General features: G+C 65.5%; 19 protein-coding genes. 13 read left to right on the top strand and 6 right to left on the bottom strand.

What is annotated here, in order from left to right:
* The first annotated feature begins 11 nt into the window (after nt 1-11).
* The 10 genes from pyrH to rpmE all read left to right on the top strand — a co-directional run bounded on the left by pyrH (nt 12) and on the right by rpmE (nt 9,539).
* The gene (gene pyrH / locus FHR22_RS14520) at nt 12-734 is read left to right on the top strand and encodes a UMP kinase (RefSeq protein ID WP_166944085.1); all 723 of its coding nucleotides are present in this window, start codon (nt 12-14) and stop codon (nt 732-734) included.
* 51 nt (nt 735-785) lie between these two features.
* On the top strand, nt 786-1,340 hold the full coding sequence (gene frr / locus FHR22_RS14515) for a ribosome recycling factor (protein ID WP_166944083.1): 555 nt from the start codon (nt 786-788) through the stop codon (nt 1,338-1,340).
* A 160-nt stretch (nt 1,341-1,500) separates the two neighbouring features.
* Nucleotides 1,501-2,187 carry a polyprenyl diphosphate synthase gene (gene uppS / locus FHR22_RS14510; protein WP_166944081.1) on the top strand — a complete coding sequence of 229 codons (687 nt, stop codon included), beginning with the start codon at nt 1,501-1,503 and terminating at the stop codon, nt 2,185-2,187.
* A 4-nt stretch (nt 2,188-2,191) separates the two neighbouring features.
* Nucleotides 2,192-2,869: a phosphatidate cytidylyltransferase gene (locus tag FHR22_RS14505; RefSeq protein ID WP_166944079.1), complete on the top strand. Its 678-nt coding sequence runs from the start codon at nt 2,192-2,194 to the stop codon at nt 2,867-2,869.
* The gene (locus FHR22_RS14500) at nt 2,866-4,029 is read left to right on the top strand and encodes a 1-deoxy-D-xylulose-5-phosphate reductoisomerase (RefSeq protein ID WP_166944077.1); all 1,164 of its coding nucleotides are present in this window, start codon (nt 2,866-2,868) and stop codon (nt 4,027-4,029) included. Before FHR22_RS14505 ends, FHR22_RS14500 begins: the two co-directional genes overlap by 4 nt.
* Complete coding sequence (rseP, locus tag FHR22_RS14495; RefSeq protein ID WP_166944714.1) at nt 4,022-5,155, top strand: RIP metalloprotease RseP; 1,134 nt, start codon at nt 4,022-4,024, stop codon at nt 5,153-5,155. Before FHR22_RS14500 ends, rseP begins: the two co-directional genes overlap by 8 nt.
* Nucleotides 5,156-5,227: 72 nt before the next feature.
* The gene (gene bamA / locus FHR22_RS14490) at nt 5,228-7,927 is read left to right on the top strand and encodes an outer membrane protein assembly factor BamA (RefSeq protein ID WP_166944075.1); all 2,700 of its coding nucleotides are present in this window, start codon (nt 5,228-5,230) and stop codon (nt 7,925-7,927) included.
* Nucleotides 7,927-8,613, top strand: coding sequence for an OmpH family outer membrane protein (locus FHR22_RS14485; RefSeq protein WP_166944073.1), 687 nt, complete (start codon nt 7,927-7,929; stop codon nt 8,611-8,613). Before bamA ends, FHR22_RS14485 begins: the two co-directional genes overlap by 1 nt.
* A 4-nt stretch (nt 8,614-8,617) precedes the next feature.
* Nucleotides 8,618-9,097, top strand: a complete 480-nt coding sequence (gene fabZ, locus FHR22_RS14480) for a 3-hydroxyacyl-ACP dehydratase FabZ (RefSeq protein ID WP_166944071.1) — start codon at nt 8,618-8,620, stop codon at nt 9,095-9,097.
* 214 nt (nt 9,098-9,311) lie between these two features.
* Nucleotides 9,312-9,539, top strand: a complete 228-nt coding sequence (gene rpmE / locus FHR22_RS14475) for a 50S ribosomal protein L31 (protein ID WP_166944069.1) — start codon at nt 9,312-9,314, stop codon at nt 9,537-9,539.
* An 11-nt stretch (nt 9,540-9,550) separates the two neighbouring features.
* Here rpmE and FHR22_RS14470 read toward each other — a convergent pair whose 3' ends face one another.
* Nucleotides 9,551-11,023 carry a glycerol kinase gene (locus tag FHR22_RS14470; protein ID WP_166944067.1) on the bottom strand — a complete coding sequence of 491 codons (1,473 nt, stop codon included), beginning with the start codon at nt 11,021-11,023 and terminating at the stop codon, nt 9,551-9,553.
* 309 nt (nt 11,024-11,332) lie between these two features.
* Between FHR22_RS14470 and FHR22_RS14465 the strand changes: the two genes are divergently transcribed.
* The 3 genes from FHR22_RS14465 to FHR22_RS14455 all read left to right on the top strand — a co-directional run bounded on the left by FHR22_RS14465 (nt 11,333) and on the right by FHR22_RS14455 (nt 15,695).
* A complete protein-coding gene (locus tag FHR22_RS14465; RefSeq protein ID WP_166944065.1) occupies nt 11,333-12,712 on the top strand; it encodes a DEAD/DEAH box helicase in 1,380 nt (459 codons plus the stop codon).
* A gap of 194 nt (nt 12,713-12,906) precedes the next feature.
* On the top strand, nt 12,907-14,574 hold the full coding sequence (locus FHR22_RS14460) for an MFS transporter (protein WP_166944063.1): 1,668 nt from the start codon (nt 12,907-12,909) through the stop codon (nt 14,572-14,574).
* A 68-nt stretch (nt 14,575-14,642) separates the two neighbouring features.
* Nucleotides 14,643-15,695, top strand: coding sequence for an alpha/beta fold hydrolase (locus FHR22_RS14455; protein ID WP_166944061.1), 1,053 nt, complete (start codon nt 14,643-14,645; stop codon nt 15,693-15,695).
* Here FHR22_RS14455 and FHR22_RS14450 read toward each other — a convergent pair.
* The 5 genes from FHR22_RS14450 to FHR22_RS14430 all read right to left on the bottom strand — a co-directional run bounded on the left by FHR22_RS14450 (nt 15,631) and on the right by FHR22_RS14430 (nt 20,420).
* Nucleotides 15,631-16,401 (bottom strand): alpha/beta fold hydrolase, encoded by a 771-nt coding sequence (locus FHR22_RS14450; RefSeq protein ID WP_166944059.1) that lies wholly within the window; start codon nt 16,399-16,401, stop codon nt 15,631-15,633. The two genes, FHR22_RS14455 and FHR22_RS14450, sit on opposite strands and share 65 nt — an antisense overlap.
* Nucleotides 16,402-16,438: 37 nt before the next feature.
* Entirely contained in the window at nt 16,439-16,684 is a 246-nt protein-coding gene (locus FHR22_RS14445; RefSeq protein ID WP_166944713.1) for a hypothetical protein, read from the bottom strand.
* Between the two features lie 274 nt (nt 16,685-16,958).
* The gene (locus tag FHR22_RS14440) at nt 16,959-18,209 is read right to left on the bottom strand and encodes an N-succinylarginine dihydrolase (protein ID WP_166944057.1); all 1,251 of its coding nucleotides are present in this window, start codon (nt 18,207-18,209) and stop codon (nt 16,959-16,961) included.
* Between the two features lies 1 nt (nt 18,210).
* On the bottom strand, nt 18,211-19,212 hold the full coding sequence (locus FHR22_RS14435) for an arginine N-succinyltransferase (protein ID WP_166944055.1): 1,002 nt from the start codon (nt 19,210-19,212) through the stop codon (nt 18,211-18,213).
* On the bottom strand, nt 19,209-20,420 hold the full coding sequence (locus tag FHR22_RS14430) for a hydrolase (RefSeq protein WP_166944053.1): 1,212 nt from the start codon (nt 20,418-20,420) through the stop codon (nt 19,209-19,211). Before FHR22_RS14430 ends, FHR22_RS14435 begins: the two co-directional genes overlap by 4 nt.
* Nucleotides 20,421-20,429: the final 9 nt, after the last annotated feature.

The following is a 20,429-nucleotide window of genomic DNA, read 5'->3' as shown; positions in this document are numbered from 1 at the left end:
TTCCCCCGATCATGGCATTGCCCGGCCTGAAACGCATCCTGCTGAAACTGTCGGGTGAGGCGCTGATGGGCCCCAGCCCCTTCGGCATCGATCCCGAAACGGTCGCGAGCATGGCGGCCGAGGTCAAGGAAGCGAAGGACAGCGGTCTCGAAATCTGCCTCGTCATCGGCGGCGGCAACATCTTCCGCGGCATGGCGGGCGCCGCCAAGGGCATGGACCGCGCGCAGGCCGATTATATGGGCATGCTCGCTACGGTCATGAACGCGCTCGCGATGCAGAATGCGCTCGAGCAACTCGGCGTCGAAACGCGCGTCCAGTCGGCGATCGAGATGGACAAGGTGTGCGAGCCGGTGATCCGCCGCCGCGCCGAACGCCATATGGAAAAGGGCCGCGTCGTGATCTTCGCCGCGGGCGTTGGCGCCCCCTATTTCACGACCGACAGCGGCGCCGCGCTCCGCGCCGCCGAGATGAAGTGCGATGCGCTGCTCAAGGGGACGAGCGTCGACGGCGTCTATAACGCCGATCCGAAGAAGGATGCGAGCGCCGTCCGCTATGACACGCTGAGCTATGACCGCGTGCTGGCGGATAATCTGAAGGTGATGGATGCGAGCGCGGTGGCGCTGTGCCGCGACAATCACATCCCGATCGTCGTGTTCAATATCCGCGAAGCGGGCAATCTGGCGCGCGTGCTGGCAGGCGAGGGCGTTTCGACCATCGTCGGCGATGCCGATTAAGGAATATATGTCGGCGATGCCGCCTGAAGCGAAACAAGAGAGGAAAAGACGATGGCGAAATATGACAAGGCCGACCTCGAGCGCCGCATGCACGGCGCGGTCGAATCGCTGAAGAGCGATCTTGCGGGCCTGCGTACCGGCCGCGCGCACACCGCGCTGCTCGATCCGGTGACGGTCGAGGTCTATGGCAGCCATATGCCGCTCAACCAGGTGGCATCGGTCAGCGCCCCCGAACCGCGCATGCTGTCGGTGCAGGTCTGGGACAAGTCGAATGTCGGCCCGGTCGACAAGGCGATCCGTTCGGCGGGCCTCGGCCTCAACCCGATCGTCGATGGCCAGACGCTGCGTCTGCCGATCCCCGAAATGACGCAGGAACGCCGCAAGGAATTGTCGAAACTCGCCGGCAAATATGCCGAGGCGTCGCGTATCGCGGTCCGCAACGTCCGCCGCGACGGCATGGACAATCTGAAGGCCGACGAAAACAAGAAGGAAATCAGCGAGGACGAGCGCAAGCGCCACGAAGCTGAGGTGCAGAAGCTGACCGACGCGACGATCGCCGAGATCGATAGTGCTGCGGCGAGCAAGGAAAAGGAAATCCTGGGCTAGTGCGTTTTTGCACCGTCTTTTCAGCCGTTCGGGCTGAGCCTGTCGAAGCCCCGTCCTTCTCTTTCGCAAGAAAGAACGGCCTCCTTCGGCTGCCTGCCTGCGGCAGCCGCTCAGGAGATGCTTCGACAAGCTCAGGACGAACGGATTTTTGAGTTCGCCGATGTCGGTTCCCGATCACGGCGCCCGCCATGTCGCCATCATCATGGATGGCAATGGCCGCTGGGCAAAGAAGCGCTTCCTGCCGCGCGTCGCGGGTCATCGCGCCGGCGTCGAGGCGGTACGCACGATCGTGCGCGCCGCCGGCGACCTGGGGCTTGAGGTGCTGACACTCTATGCCTTTTCGTCGGAAAACTGGAAGCGCCCCGAAGAAGAAGTCAGCGACCTGATGGGGCTGATGAAGCGTTTCATCCTGTCCGATCTCGACGAATTCGCCGCGAACGACGTCAAGCTGAAGGTGATCGGCAACTGGCGCGCGCTCGCCCCCGACGTCGTCGCGCTGATCGAGAACGCGCTCGACCGTACGTCGGGGAACAAGCGCACCACGCTGGCGGTCGCACTCAACTATGGCGCACAGGACGAACTGGTGCGCGCGGCGACCGCAGCCGCGGCAACCGGCGCGATCACGGCGGAGGCGATCGAGGCCCATCTCGACACCGCCGACATGCCGCCGCTCGACCTGCTCATCCGCACCTCGGGCGAGGTCCGCTTGTCGAATTTCCTGCTGTGGCAGTCGGCCTATGCCGAACTTTATTTCACTGATCGGCTATGGCCGGATTTCAAGCCCGCCGACCTGGCGGCGGCGCTCGATCATTTTGCGCGGCGCGAGCGCCGCTACGGGGGGCTTTAGGGATATGGCGACAGCGGTAAAGTCGGACCTGTGGGTGCGCGCCGGATCGGCGATCGTCCTGTTTGCGATTGCGGGTGCGGCGCTCTGGTTCGGCGGCATCGTCTTCGGCTTTCTGCTGCTTGTCGGCGGTGCGCTCGTGCTGGTCGAATGGCTTGCGCTGGTGCGCGCGATGCAACTGGGCAGTGGTGCGAAAAATGCGCTGATGCTGCTCGGCCCGCTGCTCGTCGCCGGTGCGATGGCGGGGCTGTGGTTCATTCGCGATCATCTGGGCGTCACCGCGGCGCTGTGGGTGTTCGGCATGGTGTGGGCGACCGACATCGGCGCCTATTTCGCCGGGCGGGCCTTTGGCGGCGCGCGGCTCGCGCCGAAAATCAGCCCGTCGAAAACCTGGTCGGGCCTGATCGGCGGGATGATCGCGGCGCTTGTCGCCAGCGCGACGATCGGCGACCGCGGCGGCATCATCGGCGTTCCGCTGTGGATTGGCCTGTTCATGGGATTGTTCGCGCAGCTTGGCGATCTGGCGCAAAGCTGGATGAAGCGCCGTGCCGGCGTCAAGGATTCGGGCAAGCTGATCCCGGGCCACGGCGGCCTGTTCGACCGTGTCGACGGGCTGCTGCCGGTGGCGCTGATCCTCGGCATCCTCGCTTTTGCGGGGCAGATCGCCGTGCGGGCGGCCGCATGACGCGCTGCCTCTCGCTGTTCGGGGCCACGGGATCGGTCGGGCAATCGACCCTCGATCTCATCCGCCGCGACGGCGAGGCATGGCGCGTCGGGGTGCTGACCGCGAATAGCGATGTTACCGAACTGGCGAAGCTGGCACGGGAATTTCGCCCCGATATCGCGGTGATCGCCGACGAGGCGCGGCACGGCGAGCTTGCCGAGGCGCTGGCGGGGACGGACATCGAAGCCGCCGCCGGTGCCGATGCGCTGGTCGAGGCGGCGCGGCGGCCCGCCGACCTGGTGATGGCCGCGATCGTCGGCTGCGCCGGTCTGGCGCCGACGATGGCGGCGATCGAAAGCGGCACCGACGTCGCGCTGGCGAACAAGGAAGCGCTGGTTTCCGCCGGCGAACTGATGACCGCCGCGGCGCGGACGTCGGGTTCGACGCTGCTCCCGGTCGACAGCGAGCATAATGCGATTTTCCAGTGCCTCGCGGGCGGACGAATCGAGCAGGTGCGGCGGATCATCCTGACCGCGAGCGGCGGGCCGTTCCGGACGATGAGCGCCGCCGACATGGCGCGGGTAACGCCGAGCGAGGCCGTCGCGCACCCCAATTGGTCGATGGGCGCCAAGATCAGCGTCGATTCGGCGACGATGATGAACAAGGGCCTCGAACTCATCGAGGCGCATCATCTTTTTCCCGTCGGGCTCGAGCGGATCGAGATTCTGGTCCACCCGCAGTCGGTGATCCACAGCCTCGTCGAATATATCGACTGCTCGACGCTCGCGCAGCTCGGCTCGCCCGACATGCGGATCCCGATCGCGAGCGCGCTTGCCTGGCCGCAGCGGATGGCGACGCCGTGCGCGCCGCTCGACCTCGCGACGATAGCGCGGCTCGATTTCGAGGCGCCCGACGAGGTGCGTTTTCCCGCGACGGCGCTGTGCCGCGCCGCGATTGCGGAGGGCGGCGCGCGGCCGGCGCAGCTCAACGCCGCGAACGAGGTGGCGGTCGCCGCGTTCCTGGCGGGGCGCATTTCCTTTCCGGCGATCGTCGATACGGTGCGCCGGGTGATCGATGCCGCGGCGCCGGCCGCGCCGACATCGCTTCACGACATATTCAGCGTCGATGCCGCATCGCGGGCGGCTGCCCGATATTTTGTGGACCAATGTGAACATGCTTGAAGCCCCCGGTATCCCCTTCACCATCCTCGCTTTCCTGCTCGTGCTCGGCCCGCTCGTGTTCGTGCACGAATATGGTCATTATATCGTCGGCCGCTGGTGCGGGGTGAAGGCGGATACCTTCTCGATCGGGTTCGGCCGCAAGATTCTGGGCTGGACCGACAAGCGCGGCACCGAATGGAAGGTCGGCTGGCTGCCGCTCGGCGGTTATGTCCAGTTCGCGGGCGATCGCGATGCGGTCAGCCAGCCCGACGCCGGCTGGCAGCAACTGCCCGACGCCGAACGCTCGCACAGCTTTCCCGCCCAGCCGGTGTGGAAGCGCGCCTTGATCGTCGTTGCGGGACCGGTGACCAATTTCCTGTTCGCGATCCTGATCCTCGCCGGCTTTGCCTGGATCGCGGGTACGCCGACGACGCCCCCCGTTGCGGGTTCGGTGATGGCAGGATCGGCAGCGGACGCCGCGGGTATCCGCGCGGGCGATCGCATCGTTTCGATCGACGGCCGCACCGTCGACGTCTTCACCGATATCCCGATGGCCATCGGCCATCGTCCGGGCGAAGCGGTCGAGGTGCGGATCGCGCGGGGCGGGGCCGAAGAGACGCTGCGCCTCACCCCCCGGCTGGTGAAGGAAAAGGACCGGTTCGGCAACAGCTTCGAGCGCGGCGTCATCGGCATTGCGGCGGGCGAGGTGGTGTTCGAACGGGCCTCGCTGGCCGAGGCGCCGCTGGTGGGTCTGAAACAAACCGCGCAGATCATCCGGCAGACGGGGGAGGTGCTCGTCCAGCTGCTGACCGGCAACCGCTCGGTGAAGGATCTCAGCGGTCCGCTCAACATTGCCAAGGTGTCGGGCGAGGCGGCCAGCCTGGGAATCGCGTCGCTGATCTTCCTGATCGCGCTGATCTCCATCAATCTGGGGTTCATCAACCTGTTGCCATTGCCCATGCTCGATGGCGGTCATTTGCTTTTTTACGGATATGAGGCGATCAGGCGGCGTCCTGCACCGGCGAAAGTGCAGGAATGGGCGTTTCGATTCGGCTTTGCGGCGGTCGTGACGCTGATGCTGGTCGTGACTTTCAATGATTTGGGCTCATTCGGCCTGTGGGATCGGATCGCCCGCTTGATTGGATAGCCGGACTGGGGCAGGGAGTGCGCGCGAACCGCCGAAAAAGGGGGCTCGCCGCTTTTGAGTTATTTTTGCGGGATGAACAGCGTGGCCTCACTCAAAACTTCGGCGCGGATGCAGCTGTCGGCACTCCTCATGGCAGGAACGATGCTGGCACCCGTCGCGCCGCTCATGGCGCAGGAAGCCGCTCCGCCGGTCGCGGCGCCGACCGTCCCGGCACCCCCGGCGCCCGAGGCCGCACCATCGGCGACGACCGTGCAGTCGATCACCGTGGCCGGCAACCAGCGGCTCGAGGCGCAGACGATCCTGTCCTACCTCCGCCTGCGCGTCGGGCAGCCCTATGATCGCGCGACGCTCGACCAGGCGCTGAAGGATCTCGCCGCCACCGAATTGTTCAAGGATTTCCAGATCACCGACAATGCCGGTGCGCTGACGATCCAGGTCACCGAAAACCCGGTGATCAACCGCGTGATCCTGGAGGGCAACAAGCGGCTGAAAGAGGACAAGATCCGTCCCGAGATCAAACTGTCGCCGCGCCAGATCTTCACCAGGTCGAAAGTCCGCGCCGACGTTGCGCGCATCATCGAACTCTACAAGCGCCAAGGCCGTTTCGCGGCGACGGTCGAGCCGAAGATGGTGTCGCTCGACCAGAACCGCGTCGACGTCGTGTTCGAAATCAACGAAGGGCCGAAATCGAAGGTCCGCCAGATCAACATCATCGGCAACGAGAAGTTCAGCGACGGCGATCTCAAGGACGAGATGGCGACGAAGCAATCGGGCCTGCTGACGATGCTGTCGTCGAATACCAGCTACGATCCCGACCGTCTGGCCTACGACCAGCAGAAGCTGCGCCTGTTCTACCTGCAGAACGGCTATGCCGATTTCCGCGTGATTTCGGCGGTCGCCGAGCTGACGAGCAACAAGCAGGACTTCATCATCACTTACGTCGTCGAGGAGGGCGAACGCTACAAGTTCGGCGACGTCGACGTGAAGAGCGAAATCCGCGACTTCCGGCCGGAAACGCTGAAGACGCTGTTGCCGATGAAGAAGGACGACTGGTACGACGCCAAGCTGGTCGAGGACACGGTCGAAAGCCTGAGCGAGACCGCCGGCCTGTTCGGTTACGCCTTTGCCGACATCAGCCCCGAATTCCGCCGCGACCCCGAAACGCGCACGATGGGGATTACCTTCAACGTCGCCGAAAGCCCGCGTACCTACGTCGAGCGCATCGACGTCAACGGCAACACGCTGACGCATGACAAGGTCGTGCGCCGCGAATTCCGTCTCAATGAAGGCGACGCCTTCAACAGCTTCGGGATCAAGCGCACCGAGAACCGCATCAACAGCCTCGGCTATTTCCAGGAGAATCTGGAGATCGAGCGCAAGGAAGGCAGCGCGCCCGACCGTATCGTGCTGGAAACCAATGTTCAGGAAAAGCCGACCGGTGAACTGTCGCTGTCGGCCGGTTTCTCGTCGATCGAGAATTTCCTGCTCCAGGGATCGATCCGCCAGCGCAACTTCCGCGGCCTCGGCCAGCAATTGCAGGCGTCGGTCAATTATTCGAGCTATTCGAAATCGGTCGAACTGGGCTTTACCGAGCCCTATCTGTTCGACCGCAACATCTCGATCGGCGGCAGCATCTATCGCCGCGATTTGAACTCGTTCAACTTCATCGGTAGCGATCGCCGGACGACGTTCGAGCAATCGACGACGGGTTTCCAGATCAACGCCGGCGTGCCGCTGACCGAATTCATGTCCTTCTTCACGCGTTACAGCCTGAATTTCGACGATGTGTCGCTCGACAAGAATCTCTATTATTTCCGCGACCAGTGCGATCCGCTCGTCGCCGGCCGCTATCTGTGCGACGCGATCGGCAAGCGGACGACGTCGCTGCTCGGCTTCACACTCGCCTATGACGACCGCGACAACCGCCTGCGCCCGACGCGCGGCCAGTCGCTGTCGCTCAGCCAGGATTTTGCCGGCCTCGGCGGCAGCGTCAAATATGTTCGCACCCGTGCCTCGGCGTCGAAGCACTTCAATCTCGGCAGCCGCTTCATCCTCAACGTCTCGGCCGAGGGCGGTTATATCTATCCGCTCGGCGGGCGTCCGACGCCGACGAGCGACAAGGTCCGCCTGACCGACCGCTTCTTCCTCGGCGAACCGCAGATGCGCGGTTTCGACATCCGCGGTGTCGGCCCGCGCGTCATCCGCTATACGAGCGTCGACCTGACCGACCCCGCGAATCCGGTTCTCGACACCACGGCCAACAGGCAGCAGATCGACGACGCCCTGGGTGGCCGGGCTTATTATCAGGGCCGGCTCGAGGTCGATATTCCGCTTGGTACCGGCGCCAAGGAACTGGGGCTGCGGCCATCGGTGTTCCTCGACGTTGGTTCGGTGTTCGGCGTGAGGCGCCCCACGCTTACGGTTCTCGAAGATTTTCGCGATACCCGCCCGGGAGTCGAAGGTTCGGGTTCCATCAAAACGCTTTGTCGCAATAAAACGACGGGCGTTCAGCAATTCGCAACCCGTCCCGTCGGCCAAGACGGGCAGCCGACCAGCAATCAATATACTGTCTGCCCGACCGATTTTTCTCCCCTTAGCCCCTTCGAGGAACGCTATTTCGGCGACAGCTGGATGCCGCGCGTCTCGATCGGTGCCGGTGTCAACTGGAACTCGCCCTTTGGTCCTTTCCGGATCGACTTCGCTTACGCCCTTCGCAAAGAAGAGGGCGACGATACCAAACGCTTCTCATTCAACGTAGGAACCCAATTCTGATGAAGAAAATCCTTGTCGCTTCGGCGCTGGCGATGGCCACGCTGTCGGTTTCGCCCATCGCCGCCGCCCCTGCATTCGCCCAGGCAAAGGCGGTTGCCGTCGCCGATGTCCGTGCGGCCGCCGCGCGTTCGAACGCTTTCCAGACTGCCACGAAGCAGATCGAAACGACCTATAAGGCGCAGATCGACCAGCAGCAGTCGCGCGGCCAGACGCTGCAGGCCGAAATCAACGTGCTGATCGCCAAATATAATGAAGAGGCGAAGAAGACCCCGCAGAACCAGGCTGCGCTGCAGGCGGCCGCCAAGGCGGTCCAGGACAAGCGCCAGTCGGCGCAGGACGAACTCGGCAAGATCGGCGCGCCCGTCGACCTCGCCATCGCCTATGTCGAAGACCAGATCAGCGTTCGCATGAACGAAGCGATCAAGGCGGCGATGACCGCGAAGAAGGTCGATCTGCTGCTCAACCCCGATGCGGTGCTGGCGCGCGAAAACAATGTCGACGTGACCGACGCGGTGGTGACCGAACTCAACCGCCTGCTGCCCAGCGTGTCGACCGCGGCGCCCGCCGGTTATCAGCCGGGCCAGCTCGTGCAGCAGCGCAACCAGCAGTTGATGGACGCCGCCCGTTCCGCGCAGGGTACGCCCGCCGCGCCGGCGCCGACGGGCACCCCGCCGGCAACCCGCTGATCGGATGACCGACGGGGAAAAGGCCGCGGGCGCGTTGGGTCCGGTGGATATCCGCCGGATCCTGACGCTGCTGCCGCATCGTTATCCGATGCTGCTCGTCGACCGGGTGGAATCGATGGTGAAAGACACCTCGATCCACGCGGTCAAGGCGGTGACGATGAACGAGCCCTTCTTTCAGGGCCATTTTCCCGGCCGGCCGATCATGCCCGGCGTCCTCATCGTCGAGGCGCTGGCACAGGCCGGCGGTATCCTCGCGGTCGAATCGCTCGGGCTCGGCGGTTCGGGCAAGCTCGTCTATTTCATGGGCATCGACGGGGTGAAGTTCCGCAAGCCCGTCGAACCCGGCGTCCTGCTCGACCTCCACGTCACCATCCTTCAGGCGAAGCGGAACATCTGCAAGTTCGAAGGCAAGGCGATGCTGGGCGGCCAACTGGCGACCGAATGCCAGTTTACGGCGATGATCGCCGATCCGCCGGGCGACTGACGACAACCTCTCTTCATCGTCATCCCGGCGAAGGCCGGGATCTCTCCCAAGCATCCATACGCACCGGTGAGATTCCGGCGTTCGCCGGGATGACGAGGCGAGGGGTGTTGCATTTTCCATCATTCGCCGTTAGGGGCCACCGCTTCGCGGACCCTGACGGGGACGCATCGACTCACGCGGCTGGTCGGTAACCAGCGGCACAGGAGCCCAAGACATGAAAAAAGACATTCATCCCGCCTATCACATGATCACGGTCAAGATGACCGACGGCACCGAATATCAGACGCGCTCGACCTGGGGCAGCGAAGGTGACGTGATGACGCTGGAAATCGACCCCACCGCGCACCCGGCATGGACCGGCGGCACGGGCCGTATGCTCGACGCGGGCGGCCAGGTCGCGAAGTTCAACAAGCGCTTCGGTGGTCTTACCCTCAAGCGTTAAGCCCTCGGCCTTCAGCCCAGGACTTTAGCAAGCGCGCTTTGCCACCCGGCAAGGCGCGTTTTGCGTTTCGCGGCATCGAGCGCGGGCGTGAAGCGCGTGGCGGTGCCGCGCATCGCCTTGGCTGCAGCGGCGAGGTCGGGGTAAAGCCCGGCGCCGGTCGCGGCGAGCATCGCCGCGCCCAGCGCGGTACTCTCGACGAAATCGGGCCGCTCGACGGACAGGTCGAGCATGTCGGCCAGATCCTGCGCCATCCAGTCGTTCGCGGCCATGCCGCCATCGATGCGGAGTTCCGCCCAATCGACCCCATCGGCGGCAAAGGCCGATTTCAGGTCGTGCGCCTGATAGGCCTGCGCTTCGAGCGCGGCGCGTGCGACATGCGCCTTGCCGGTCGCGAAGTTCAGCCCCGAAATCGCGGCAAGCGCGTCGGGCCGCCAGTGCGGCGCGCCAAGCCCGGTGAGGGCAGGGACAAGGTAGACGCCGCCATTGTCGGCGATCGATCGCGCCAGCCCCTCGCTTTCGCCGGCGCTCGCGAGCAGGCCCAGCCCGTCGCGCAGCCATTTGACCAGACTGCCCGCGACGAACACCGATCCCTCGAGCGCATAGCTGCGGGTATCGCCTTCCTGCACCAGCACCGTGGCAAGCAGGCGATTGTCCGACATCGGCCGCGTCGTGCCGCTGGCCGAAAGGATGAAGGCGCCGGTGCCGAAGGTCGCCTTGGTCTGGCCCGGTGAAAGGCACGCCTGGCCGATCGTCGCCGCTTGCTGGTCGCCCGCCATGCCGCAGATGGGAATCGCGCCGCCGAAAAGCGCCGGGTCGGTCGCGCCGATGCGCGTGGTACAGCCGGTGATTTCGGGGAGCAAGCGCATCGGGACGCCGAGCAGGTCGCAGAGTTCGCTGTCCCATCCGCCGCTACCATTGATGTCCATCAACAGCGTTCGCGATGCATTGCTGGCGTCGGTGACGTGGATGCCGCCGGTCAGCCGGTAGGTCAGATAGGATTCGATCGTTCCCGCCGCCAGCCGGTCGCCGGCTTCCTCAAGCTGCGGCCAGTGTTTCAGCGCCCAGCCGATCTTGGTTCCCGAAAAATAGGGATCGAGCAGCAGGCCGCTCTTCGCCTGCACCATCGGTTCATGGCCCGCATCCTTCAGCGCGGCGCAATCGGCGGCCGAACGGCGATCCTGCCACACGATCGCGGGCGCGAGAGGTTCGCCGGTGGTGCGGTCCCAGAACACCACGGTCTCGCGCTGATTGGTGATCCCGATCGCAGCGATCCGGCCGGCGCCGCCCGCCTGTGCGATCATCTCGCGCGTGCAGGCGAGGGTGGCGTCCCAGATTTCGGCGGCGTCATGCTCGACGAGGCCCGGACCGGGATAATGTTGCCGGAACTCGCGCTGGGCGCTGCCGAGCGGAATGCCGTCGGCGCCGAAGAGCATCGTCCGCGTCGATGTCGTGCCCTCGTCGATGACGATGATCTTCTCGGCCATGGCACTCTCCCTCTTTCGCCTTTGATGCAAAAAGAAAGGGGCGCCGACAAGGCGCGCGACACATACATTCGTATCCGGCTTGCAAAATTACGGCGACTGTGCCATATATTGTGCAGCGCAGCATGGCGGGATCACCCGCCGCAACCACCGGCAGCGTGATTTTCCCGCCCGAATCAGGCGCGGGACGAGCCGGACCAGCGCTTTGTCCCCAGAGGCACCCTTTCACGCGGGTCGTTTCGAACCCGCGGCCGTGCGCCGTCCGTTCGATACGAACGGATGCGCCTGCGCGTCGCCCTATGTGAGTATCTTATGACGACTTTCAACGACTTTGGCCTGCACGCCGACATCAATCGCGCGCTTGCCGCCAAGGATTATACCACCCCGACCCCGATCCAGACGCAGGCGATCCCGCCGCTGATGAAGGGCCGCGACCTGTGCGGTATCGCGCAGACGGGCACCGGCAAGACCGCCGGCTTCTCGCTGCCGTCGATTCATCACCTGTTGACCTATCCGCACCGGCCGACCCCGCGCGGTTGCCGGATGCTCGTCCTCGCGCCGACGCGTGAACTTGCGGCGCAGATCGCGCAGAGCTGCCGCGATTATGGCCGTTTCACGAAGCTGTCGGTTTCGACGGTGTTCGGCGGGGTTCCGATCAACAAGCAGATCCGCGACCTGTCGAACGGCGTCGATATCCTCGTCGCCACGCCGGGCCGCCTGCTCGACCTGATCGACCAGCGCGCGCTGCGCCTCGACGATGTCGAAATCTTCGTCCTCGACGAAGCCGACCAGATGATGGACATGGGCTTCATCCACTCGCTGCGCCGCATCGCCAAGCTGTTGCCGTCGCGCCGCCAGAACCTGTTCTTCTCGGCGACGATGCCCAAGGAAATCGCACACCTCGCCGAACAGTTCCTCAACGATCCGGTCACCGTGTCGGTCACCCCCGCGGCGACGACGGTCGAAAAGATCAGCCAGTTCGCGACCTTCGTCGAACAGAAGGAAAAGCAGGCGCTGCTCCATTCGATCGTCGCCAGCGAAGATATCGATCGCGCGCTGATCTTCACCCGCACCAAGCATGGCGCCGACCGCGTCGTGCGTCACCTCGCGGGTGCCGGCATCAAGGCGATGGCGATCCATGGCAACAAGAGCCAGTCGCAGCGCACTCACGCGCTGCAGGCCTTCCGCTCGGGCGACATCAAGCTGCTCGTCGCGACCGACATCGCCGCGCGCGGGATCGACGTGTCGGGCGTGTCGCACGTCATCAACTTCGAAATTCCGAACGTGCCCGAACAATATGTCCACCGCATCGGCCGCACCGCGCGCGCCGGCGCCGAGGGCAAGGCGATCAGCTTCATCGCGCCCGACGAGCGGCCGTACATGCGCGATATCGAGCGCGTCACCCGGTCCAAGTCCGAACCGATGCCGCTGCCCGAGAATTTCAACGAGATGGTGCGCAACCTGCCCAAGCCGGTTGCGGGCCCCCGCGACACCGGCAGCCAGGGCCGCGACCCGAACCGCCAGCGCCAGGAAGCGAATCGCGGGCGCAATGGCGGCAAGCCGCAAGGCGAGCGCGGCCCGCGCCGTGATGGCGCCGCCGGCGAAGGCGCCGAAGGCCAGCGCAAGCGCCGCTTCCGCCCGCGCAACAAAAGCGTCGGCGCGCACAAGGGCGTGGTGAAGCGCGTCGGTTGACGCGCTAAACAAACCTCTCATTACCGCTCGTGCTGAGCTTGTCGAAGCACCGTCCTTTCCTTCAGGCATCGTGCGAAGGAAGGACGACCCTTCGACAGGCTCAGGGCGAGCGGTTCTGATTTGACGCTTGCCGTTTACCCGTTAGACCTCCTTCGCTCCTCTTCATCAGGGGAGGGGCTAAAAAAGGGGCAGGGATGACGACCGACGCGGCGGCAGGCACGACCGGAACCCGGCAGAGCGAGCGCAAGGTCATCTTGGCCTCGTCGCTTGGTACCGTGTTCGAATGGTATGATTTCTACCTCTACGGCCTGCTCGCGACGATCATCTCGGCGCAATTCTTCTCGGGCGTCAACGAAACCACCGGCTTCATTTTCGCGCTCGCCGCCTTCGCGGCGGGCTTTGCTGTCAGGCCCTTCGGTGCGCTCGTGTTCGGGCGCATCGGCGACCTCGTCGGACGCAAGAACACCTTTCTCGTCACCATGGGGCTGATGGGCGCCTCGACCTTCCTCGTCGGCGTCCTGCCCAGCTATACGTCGATCGGCGTCGCCTCGCCGATCCTTCTCGTGCTGCTGCGCCTCGTCCAGGGGCTCGCGCTCGGCGGCGAATATGGCGGCGCCGCCACCTATGTCGCCGAACATGCGCCCGAAGGGAAACGCGGGCTCTTTACCAGCTTCATCCAGACCACCGCGACGCTCGGGCTGTTCGCGGCGCTCGGCGTCGTCATCGCGATCCGCTCGATCATCGGCGAAGCCGCCTTCGCCGACTGGGGCTGGCGCATCCCCTTCCTGATCTCGGTCATCCTGCTCGGCGTGTCGCTGTGGATCCGCCTCCAGCTCGAGGAAAGCCCGGTCTTCAAGCAGATGAAGGAGGAGGGAACGACCTCGAAGGCGCCGCTGACCGAGGCCTTCGGACGCTGGGAAAACCTCAAATGGGTGATCGTCGCGCTGTTCGGCGCGGTCGCGGGGCAGGCGGTCGTCTGGTATTCGGGGCAGTTCTACGCGCTCTTCTTCCTTGAAAAGACGCTGAAGGTCGATGGCGCGACCGCGAACATCCTGATCGCCATCGCGCTCGCGCTCGGCACGCCCTTCTTCATCTTCTTCGGCTGGCTCAGCGACAAGGTCGGCCGCAAGCCGATCATCCTTGCTGGCTGCGTGCTCGCCGCGATCACCTATTTCCCAGCCTTCCAGATGCTGACCGCCGCCGCAAACCCCGCGATGGCGAAGGCACAGGCGGGCGCCGCCGTTTCGGTGACCGCCGATCCCGGCGCCTGCGCCTTCCAATTCGATCCGGTGGGCAAGAACAAGTTCGAAAGCACGGGCTGCGACATCGCCAAATCGGCACTCGCAAAGGCGGGCGTCAGCTATACGAGCCATGTGCGCGACCGGCCGGCCGGCCGGCCGGCGCATGTCCGTATCGGCGAACGCGTGCTGATCGCACCCGAGCCATGGCGCCTCGCCGAAAGCGAACGCGCCGGAGCGGTCGAAGCCTTTCGCGGCGAACTCGCGGCGGCGACGGCCGGCGCGGGCTATCCCGTCAAGGCAGACCCCGCCGTCATCAACAAGCCGCTTGTCGTCGCGATCCTCTTCTACCTCGTGTTGCTCGTGACGATGGTCTATGGCCCGATCGCCGCGCTGCTTGTCGAACTCTTCCCCAGCCGCATCCGTTACACCGCCATGTCGCTGCCCTATCATATCGGCAATGGCTGGTTCGGCGGCTTCCTGCCGACGGCGGCGTTCGCGATGGTCGCGGCCACGGGCGACATATATTATGGCCTCTGGTATCCCGTCGTTGTCGCAGTGCTCACGGTGATCATTGGACTGTTGTTCCTGCCCGAAACCTTTCGCCGCTCGATCCACCAATAGGCGGTAGATTGACGGCGCGCATGTCGCGGGGCTAGTTTCGCTTCGGGTCGTTGGGGGACCATGACGCGATGATCGATCAGGACGAATTTGAACCGCTGCCGCCGCAGCGCCCTTTGTTTCGCCGCAAGCGGGTGCTGATCCCGTTCGCGATCCTTGGCGCGATCCTCGTGCTTTTCCTGATGCTGCGCACGCCCGACACCGATCGCGACGAAATGATCGCCAAATATGGCGGCGAGGCATCCGAATTCGCCGCGGGTCCGGCGGGACAACAGATCCATTACCGCGACCAGGGGCGCCGCGACGCCCCGGCAATCGTCCTGCTCCACGGATCAAACAGCAGCCTCCACACATGGGAACCGATGGTACAGCGGCTTGGCGATCGGTATCGCATTGTCACGCTCGACCTGCCTGGCCATGGCCTGACCGGAGGCACTCCCGACCGCGACTATAGCGCCGACGGAATGATGGCGGCGGTGGATGTCGTCGCAGCAAAGCTCGATCTCGACCATTTCACCCTGGGCGGCAATTCCATGGGCGGCTGGGTCGCCTGGCGCTATGCGCTGGCCGAGCCCGCTCGCGTTGACGCGCTGCTGCTGCTCGACGCCGGGGGTATGCCGCCGCGCAAGGGCGACAAGGCACCGCCGTCCAACATCGGTTTCCGGATTCTCAAATATCCGGCCGGGCGCTGGCTCGCGGGGCAGATCACCCCGCGCTCGCTGGTGGAACAATCCTTGCGCGGCTCGGTCGAGCGGCAGGACATCGTCGATGATGCCATGGTCGACCGTTACTGGCAGTTGCTGCGCTTCCCTGGCAATCGCCAGGCAACGTCGCTGCGCGCCACGCTCGATCGACAGCCCGCGATGGCCGACCGCATCGGCGACATCAAAGTTCCGACGCTGATCCTGTTCGGCAAGCAGGACCGGCTGATCAACCCCAGCGCCGCGCAGAGTTTCCACGAACGCATCGCGGGATCGGAAGTCGTGCTGCTCGACGATGTCGGCCATTTGCCGATGGAGGAAGCGCCGGATGTGACCGCGAATGCGATCGCCGACTTCCTCAGGCGGCGGCTTGCTGCCCCGGACGCGACCGGCCCGACGCCGGCTGGTCCAGAAACGCGTTGATCCGATCCGCCGTCGCGGCGGCGTGGGTGAAGGGGAAGAGGTGCGACCCGGGCACCACCTCCAGCAGCGCACCGTCGATCAGCCCGGCGATCGTCTGGCCGTGAAATGCAGGAACGACGCCGTCGCGCTCGCCCATCAGGATCAGCACCGGAACGTCCTTGAGCTGCGGCAGCATCGCCGCGCTCGTCCAGCCCGCCATCGCCATTGACTGATAGGCCAGGCCGAGCGGCGTCGCGGTCGGCAGTTTCAGCCCGCTCGCGAGCATATCGTCGTCGAGCAGCGCCGCCCAGCCGATCCCGGGCGCGGTCACCGTCGGTGTCGTCGCCATCAGGACGAGGCGGCGGACGCGGCCGGGAAACTGGACCGCGACCTGCTGCGCCAGCGCGCCGCCCCAACTGAACCCGGCGACGTCGATCGCCTTGTGCCCCAGCCGGTCAGCGATCTCCATGACCACCGCGGCCATCGTCGATGCGCCATAGGGGAGCAGTGCGTCGGGCGAACCGCCGACGCCCGGCATATCGAGCGTCCACACCTCGCGCTCGGCTATCCGGGCGAGCAGGGGCGCCGCGGCGGCGATATCGGCGCCGATGCCGTTCAGGAACAGCAGCGGAGTCCCTGCGGCCCCCGCACGCCAGCGCGCGACGCGCAGCGTCATGCCATAGACATGTTCGGTGCTGATGGCGGGGCGCCCGCTAATCCTCGTCATGGAGCGGGCTTTCGCATGTTTCGGTGACAGAAGAAACCTATTCGGCGCCCTGTTGCCGTGCCAGGGCGGCGGCTTGTTCGTAGCGCAGGCAGTCGAAGATCTTCGCACCGGCCAGGAAAACCGCGCCGCTGCATGCCGCCATCAGCAGTTTCCCGCCGACGCCCGGGAACTGATCGAGATAGGCATGTCCGCGCGCCATCGCGCCAAGCGCCAGCGCATAAATGATGAGGCACGCCTCGAACCGGGTCTTGATGACGAACAGGCGTCCGATTTTCTTCAGCATCACCATATCCTAGGCAAGAGCCATGCCAGTGGCGAAAATCCGCGATTCGGCGCCTCGGGCTTATGGTAAACTGTAAGTTAATCCGACAAGCGGGGGAATAGGGAGTTGGCGAGCGACCGTTTTGGGGTGGGGGGCGCCGTTCCCAAGCAGGCTAAACCGTCGCCCCCGCGAAGGCGGGGGCCGCCGTCGGCCTAGCGCAAGGTTGCCAGCGGCCCCCGCCTTCGCGGGGGCGACGTTTTTTTAGTTACGGCAACGACCCGCCGTTTCCCGACATTCAAACCAGTTCGTTCAGCTCCAACGCCTCGAGCAAGGCGGCGCGCGCCCGGCGCACATCGGCGACGAGGCCCGCCGAAGCGAGGTCGCCTGCGGCAATCGCCTCGGGCCAGTGCGCCGCGATCACCGCAGCGATGCGGTCGAGCTTCGCCGCGTCAGCCATAAAGCGCGGGTCGACGGTATCCGGATCGGCGACGACGCGCAGGCGAAGGCAAGCGGGGCCGCCGCCATTCGCCATCGACTGGCGGACATCGACGGGGAACAATTTGCGGATCGGGCCATTGCCAGCGACATGGGCTTCCAGCCATTGCCAGACCGCGGGCGTTTCGCGCGCTTCCGACGGGAGCACCAGCCCCATGCCGGCGCCGTCCGGCAGGCTGACGAGCTGGGCATTGAACAGATAGGATCTGATCGCATCGGGCAGGCTGACCGCGTTCGCGGGCACCTCGACGATCTCGACCGCGGGGAAGGCGGCGCGAATTTGCGCGTGCGCCGCATCGCGGTCCTCGAACGCGGTTTCGTGCGTGAACAGCACGCGCTCGTTGGCGACTGCGACGACGTCGTTGTGGAAGGCACCGCCCTGAATCGCGGTGTCGGACTGGCGGATGAAGAGCGCCCGCGCCGGATCGAGCCGGTGCCGGCGTGCGATCGCTTTCGACGCGTCGAGATGCTGGCGTGCCGGGAACCGCCCGCCGCTCAGCCCATAGACGAAAATCTCGACCCCCGGCGTTCCGTGCCCGTCGCAGAGCCGCATATGGTTCGCCGCGCCTTCGTCGCCGAACGGCGCGGGGACGGGCGCGTGGACCGCAAAGGCGGGGTGGGCAAAGGCGAGGCGAAGCTGCGCGAGCGTGCCCGGCCATTCATGGCTGCGGTGCGGCATGGTGACGAGGTTGGCGACGGTCAGATGGCATCGGCCGTCGGCGCTGTCGGCGGCGGGCGACACGGTCGCGGCGTTGGCGGCCCACATCGACGACGCCGACCAGGCCTGCGCGCGCAGGTGCGGCTCGGCATCGTCCAGCGTTGTCGCCAGCGTTTCGAGCCATGCCGCGTCGGGGCGATGGAGCGGGGCGAAGAAGCCTTGCGGGAGGCCGAGCGCGAGATTGTGGCGCATCTTGTCGATGCCCTGCAGCGCCGCGGCGCGCGGCTGCGACACGTCGCCGGCGTTGCTGGCCGACGCGATATTGCCGCGGCTGAGGCCGGCATAATTATGCATCGGACCGATGATTCCGTCGAAATTGATTTCGGTAATCATCTCAACGCCCGATCCAGCTGATATCGCCACCCACATCGACGCCGAGCAGCTTCGCGGCGGCGGCATCGAGCGTCGTGCCATCGCCGACCTTGCCGAAGCAGCAACGGAAATCGGCGAGCCGCCCGGTCGCGACCAGCGCGTCCTCGCCCGTTTCGGCCAGCGCCGATATGTCGGCATGTTTTGCGCCCGAAATGCTCGCGACCTGATCGGTGCGCGCGGTCATCGTCGGGCCGCCGTCGAAGATGTCGACGTAATTTTCGAAGGCGAAATTTTCATTCTCCAGCATCCGCATCGCGGCGCGGCCGCTGGGATGCGGGACGCCGATCACGCTGCGCGCATGGTCGCCCAGCATCGCGATATAGACGGGGTGCTTGGGCATCAGGTCGGCGATGAACTGGTTGCCGTGGACGGCGTTGAACTGGTCGGCCTCCTGAAAGCTCATGCCGAAGAATTTGCCGGCGACCCCGTCCCAGAAGGGCGATCCCCCCGCTTCGTCGATCACGCCGCGCAGTTCGGCGAGGATGCGATCGCCGAAACGCGCCCGGTGGCGGGCGATGAACAGATAGCGCGACCGCGCGAGCAGCAGCCCGAGGCCGCCGGCGCGCGCCGCGGGGTGCAGGAACAGCCCGCCGACCTCGCTCGCGCCGTTGAGGTCGTTGCTCAGCATCAGCACCTGCGCGTGGAAGGTCCGGTCGAGCTGTTCGCTATGCTTGCTGTCGGTGCCGATGCGATAGGAATAGAAGGGCCAGCGTTGGCCGACCTGCCCGAAAATCTGGCAGGTGCCGCGCACTTCGCCGCTGTCCAGATCCTCGAGCACGAGCAGGTAGAGCTCGTCCGACGGATATTCCTTGTCGCTGGCGAACGATGCCTCGGTGCGCTCGAGCTTCGTGCGCAGCGCCTTTTTGTCGGGGGGCAGGTTGGTAAAGCCGCCTCCGGTCAGCTTCGCCATCTCGTAAATGCTTTGCAAATCGCCCGGCTTGGCTGCCCGGATCACATAGTTCACACAGTCCCCCGTTCCGCTATTTTCATCATGGCAAGCGCCGAAAGCTGCGCGCGTTCGGCGAGGCTGTCGACGATCAGAAATTCGTCCGCCGAATGGATGGCGCCGCCGCGCGGGCCCATGGTGTCGACCACCGGGATGCCGCAGGCGGCGATATTATTGCCGTCGCAGACGCCGCCCGTCGCGTTCCAGCGGATTGGCGGCAGGCCGAGCGCGGCGCCGCAATCGCGCACCAGTTCGAACAGGCGGGTCGCCGCGGGGTCGAGCGGTTTGGGCGGGCGATTGAACTGGCCGTGGAGGTGGCAGCGGACGTCGTGGTCGCGTTCGATGTTGGCTAAAGTGCCACGCAGCGCCGCTTCGGCAGCCACCATCGCTTCGGGTGTGGCGGGGCGGAGGTTGATGCGCAGGATCGCCTGGTCGGGGACGACATTGTTCGGACCGCCGCCGTCAATTTTTGCAGGGTTTACCTTTAATTCCAAAGACTTGAGTGCATTGAGTCGCAGCGCCAGGTCGGCGGCGGCGATGAGGGCGTTGCGGCCGTCCTCGGGGTTGCGCCCGGCATGCGCCGAACGGCCGTGGACAATGACGCTGAAGTTGCCGCTTCCCGGCCGTGCGCCCGCCAGCGTACCGTCGGGCAGTGCGGGTTCGTAGGTAAGCGCGGCGGTCTTGCCCTTCGCCAGTTCGGCAATCAACGCGGCGGAGGCGTGACTGCCCGTTTCCTCGTCGCTGTTGATCATCACGTCATATCCGACACGTTCGGCAAACGGCGAGGCTTCGAGCGCGCCGAGCGCCGCGAGGATCACCGCGATGCCCGCCTTCATGTCGGCGGTCCCGGGGCCGTTGAGCACGCCCGCTTCGAGCCACCGCAGTTGCTGGAAGGGGTGATCGGCGGCGAACACCGTGTCCATATGGCCGGTGAGCAGCAGCTGGACCGGTGCGTCCGGGCGCACGCGCACGTGCAGATGGTCGCCGCGCTGCGCGGTCCGGATGCTGCCGTCGGGCGCGACACTTTCGACCGGATCGGGGGCGACGAGCCGCACCGTGCCGGGCAGCGCCGCAAAGGCGTCGGCGAGCTGCCCCGCGACGGCCTTCAGACCGGCGAGATTGCCGGTACCGCTGTTGATCGCCGCCCACCGCTCGACCTGTGCGAGCATCGGGGCGTCGGCGGCGCGTTCGAGCGTCGCGCTTTCGGTGGCGGTGATGCTGGTCATCGCATGGCT

The organism is Sphingopyxis panaciterrae (assembly GCF_011762125.1).
Lineage (GTDB): Bacteria > Pseudomonadota > Alphaproteobacteria > Sphingomonadales > Sphingomonadaceae > Sphingopyxis > Sphingopyxis panaciterrae.
Note: the sequence above shows the minus strand (reverse complement) of the source record. Positions and strands in the feature narration are given on the sequence as shown.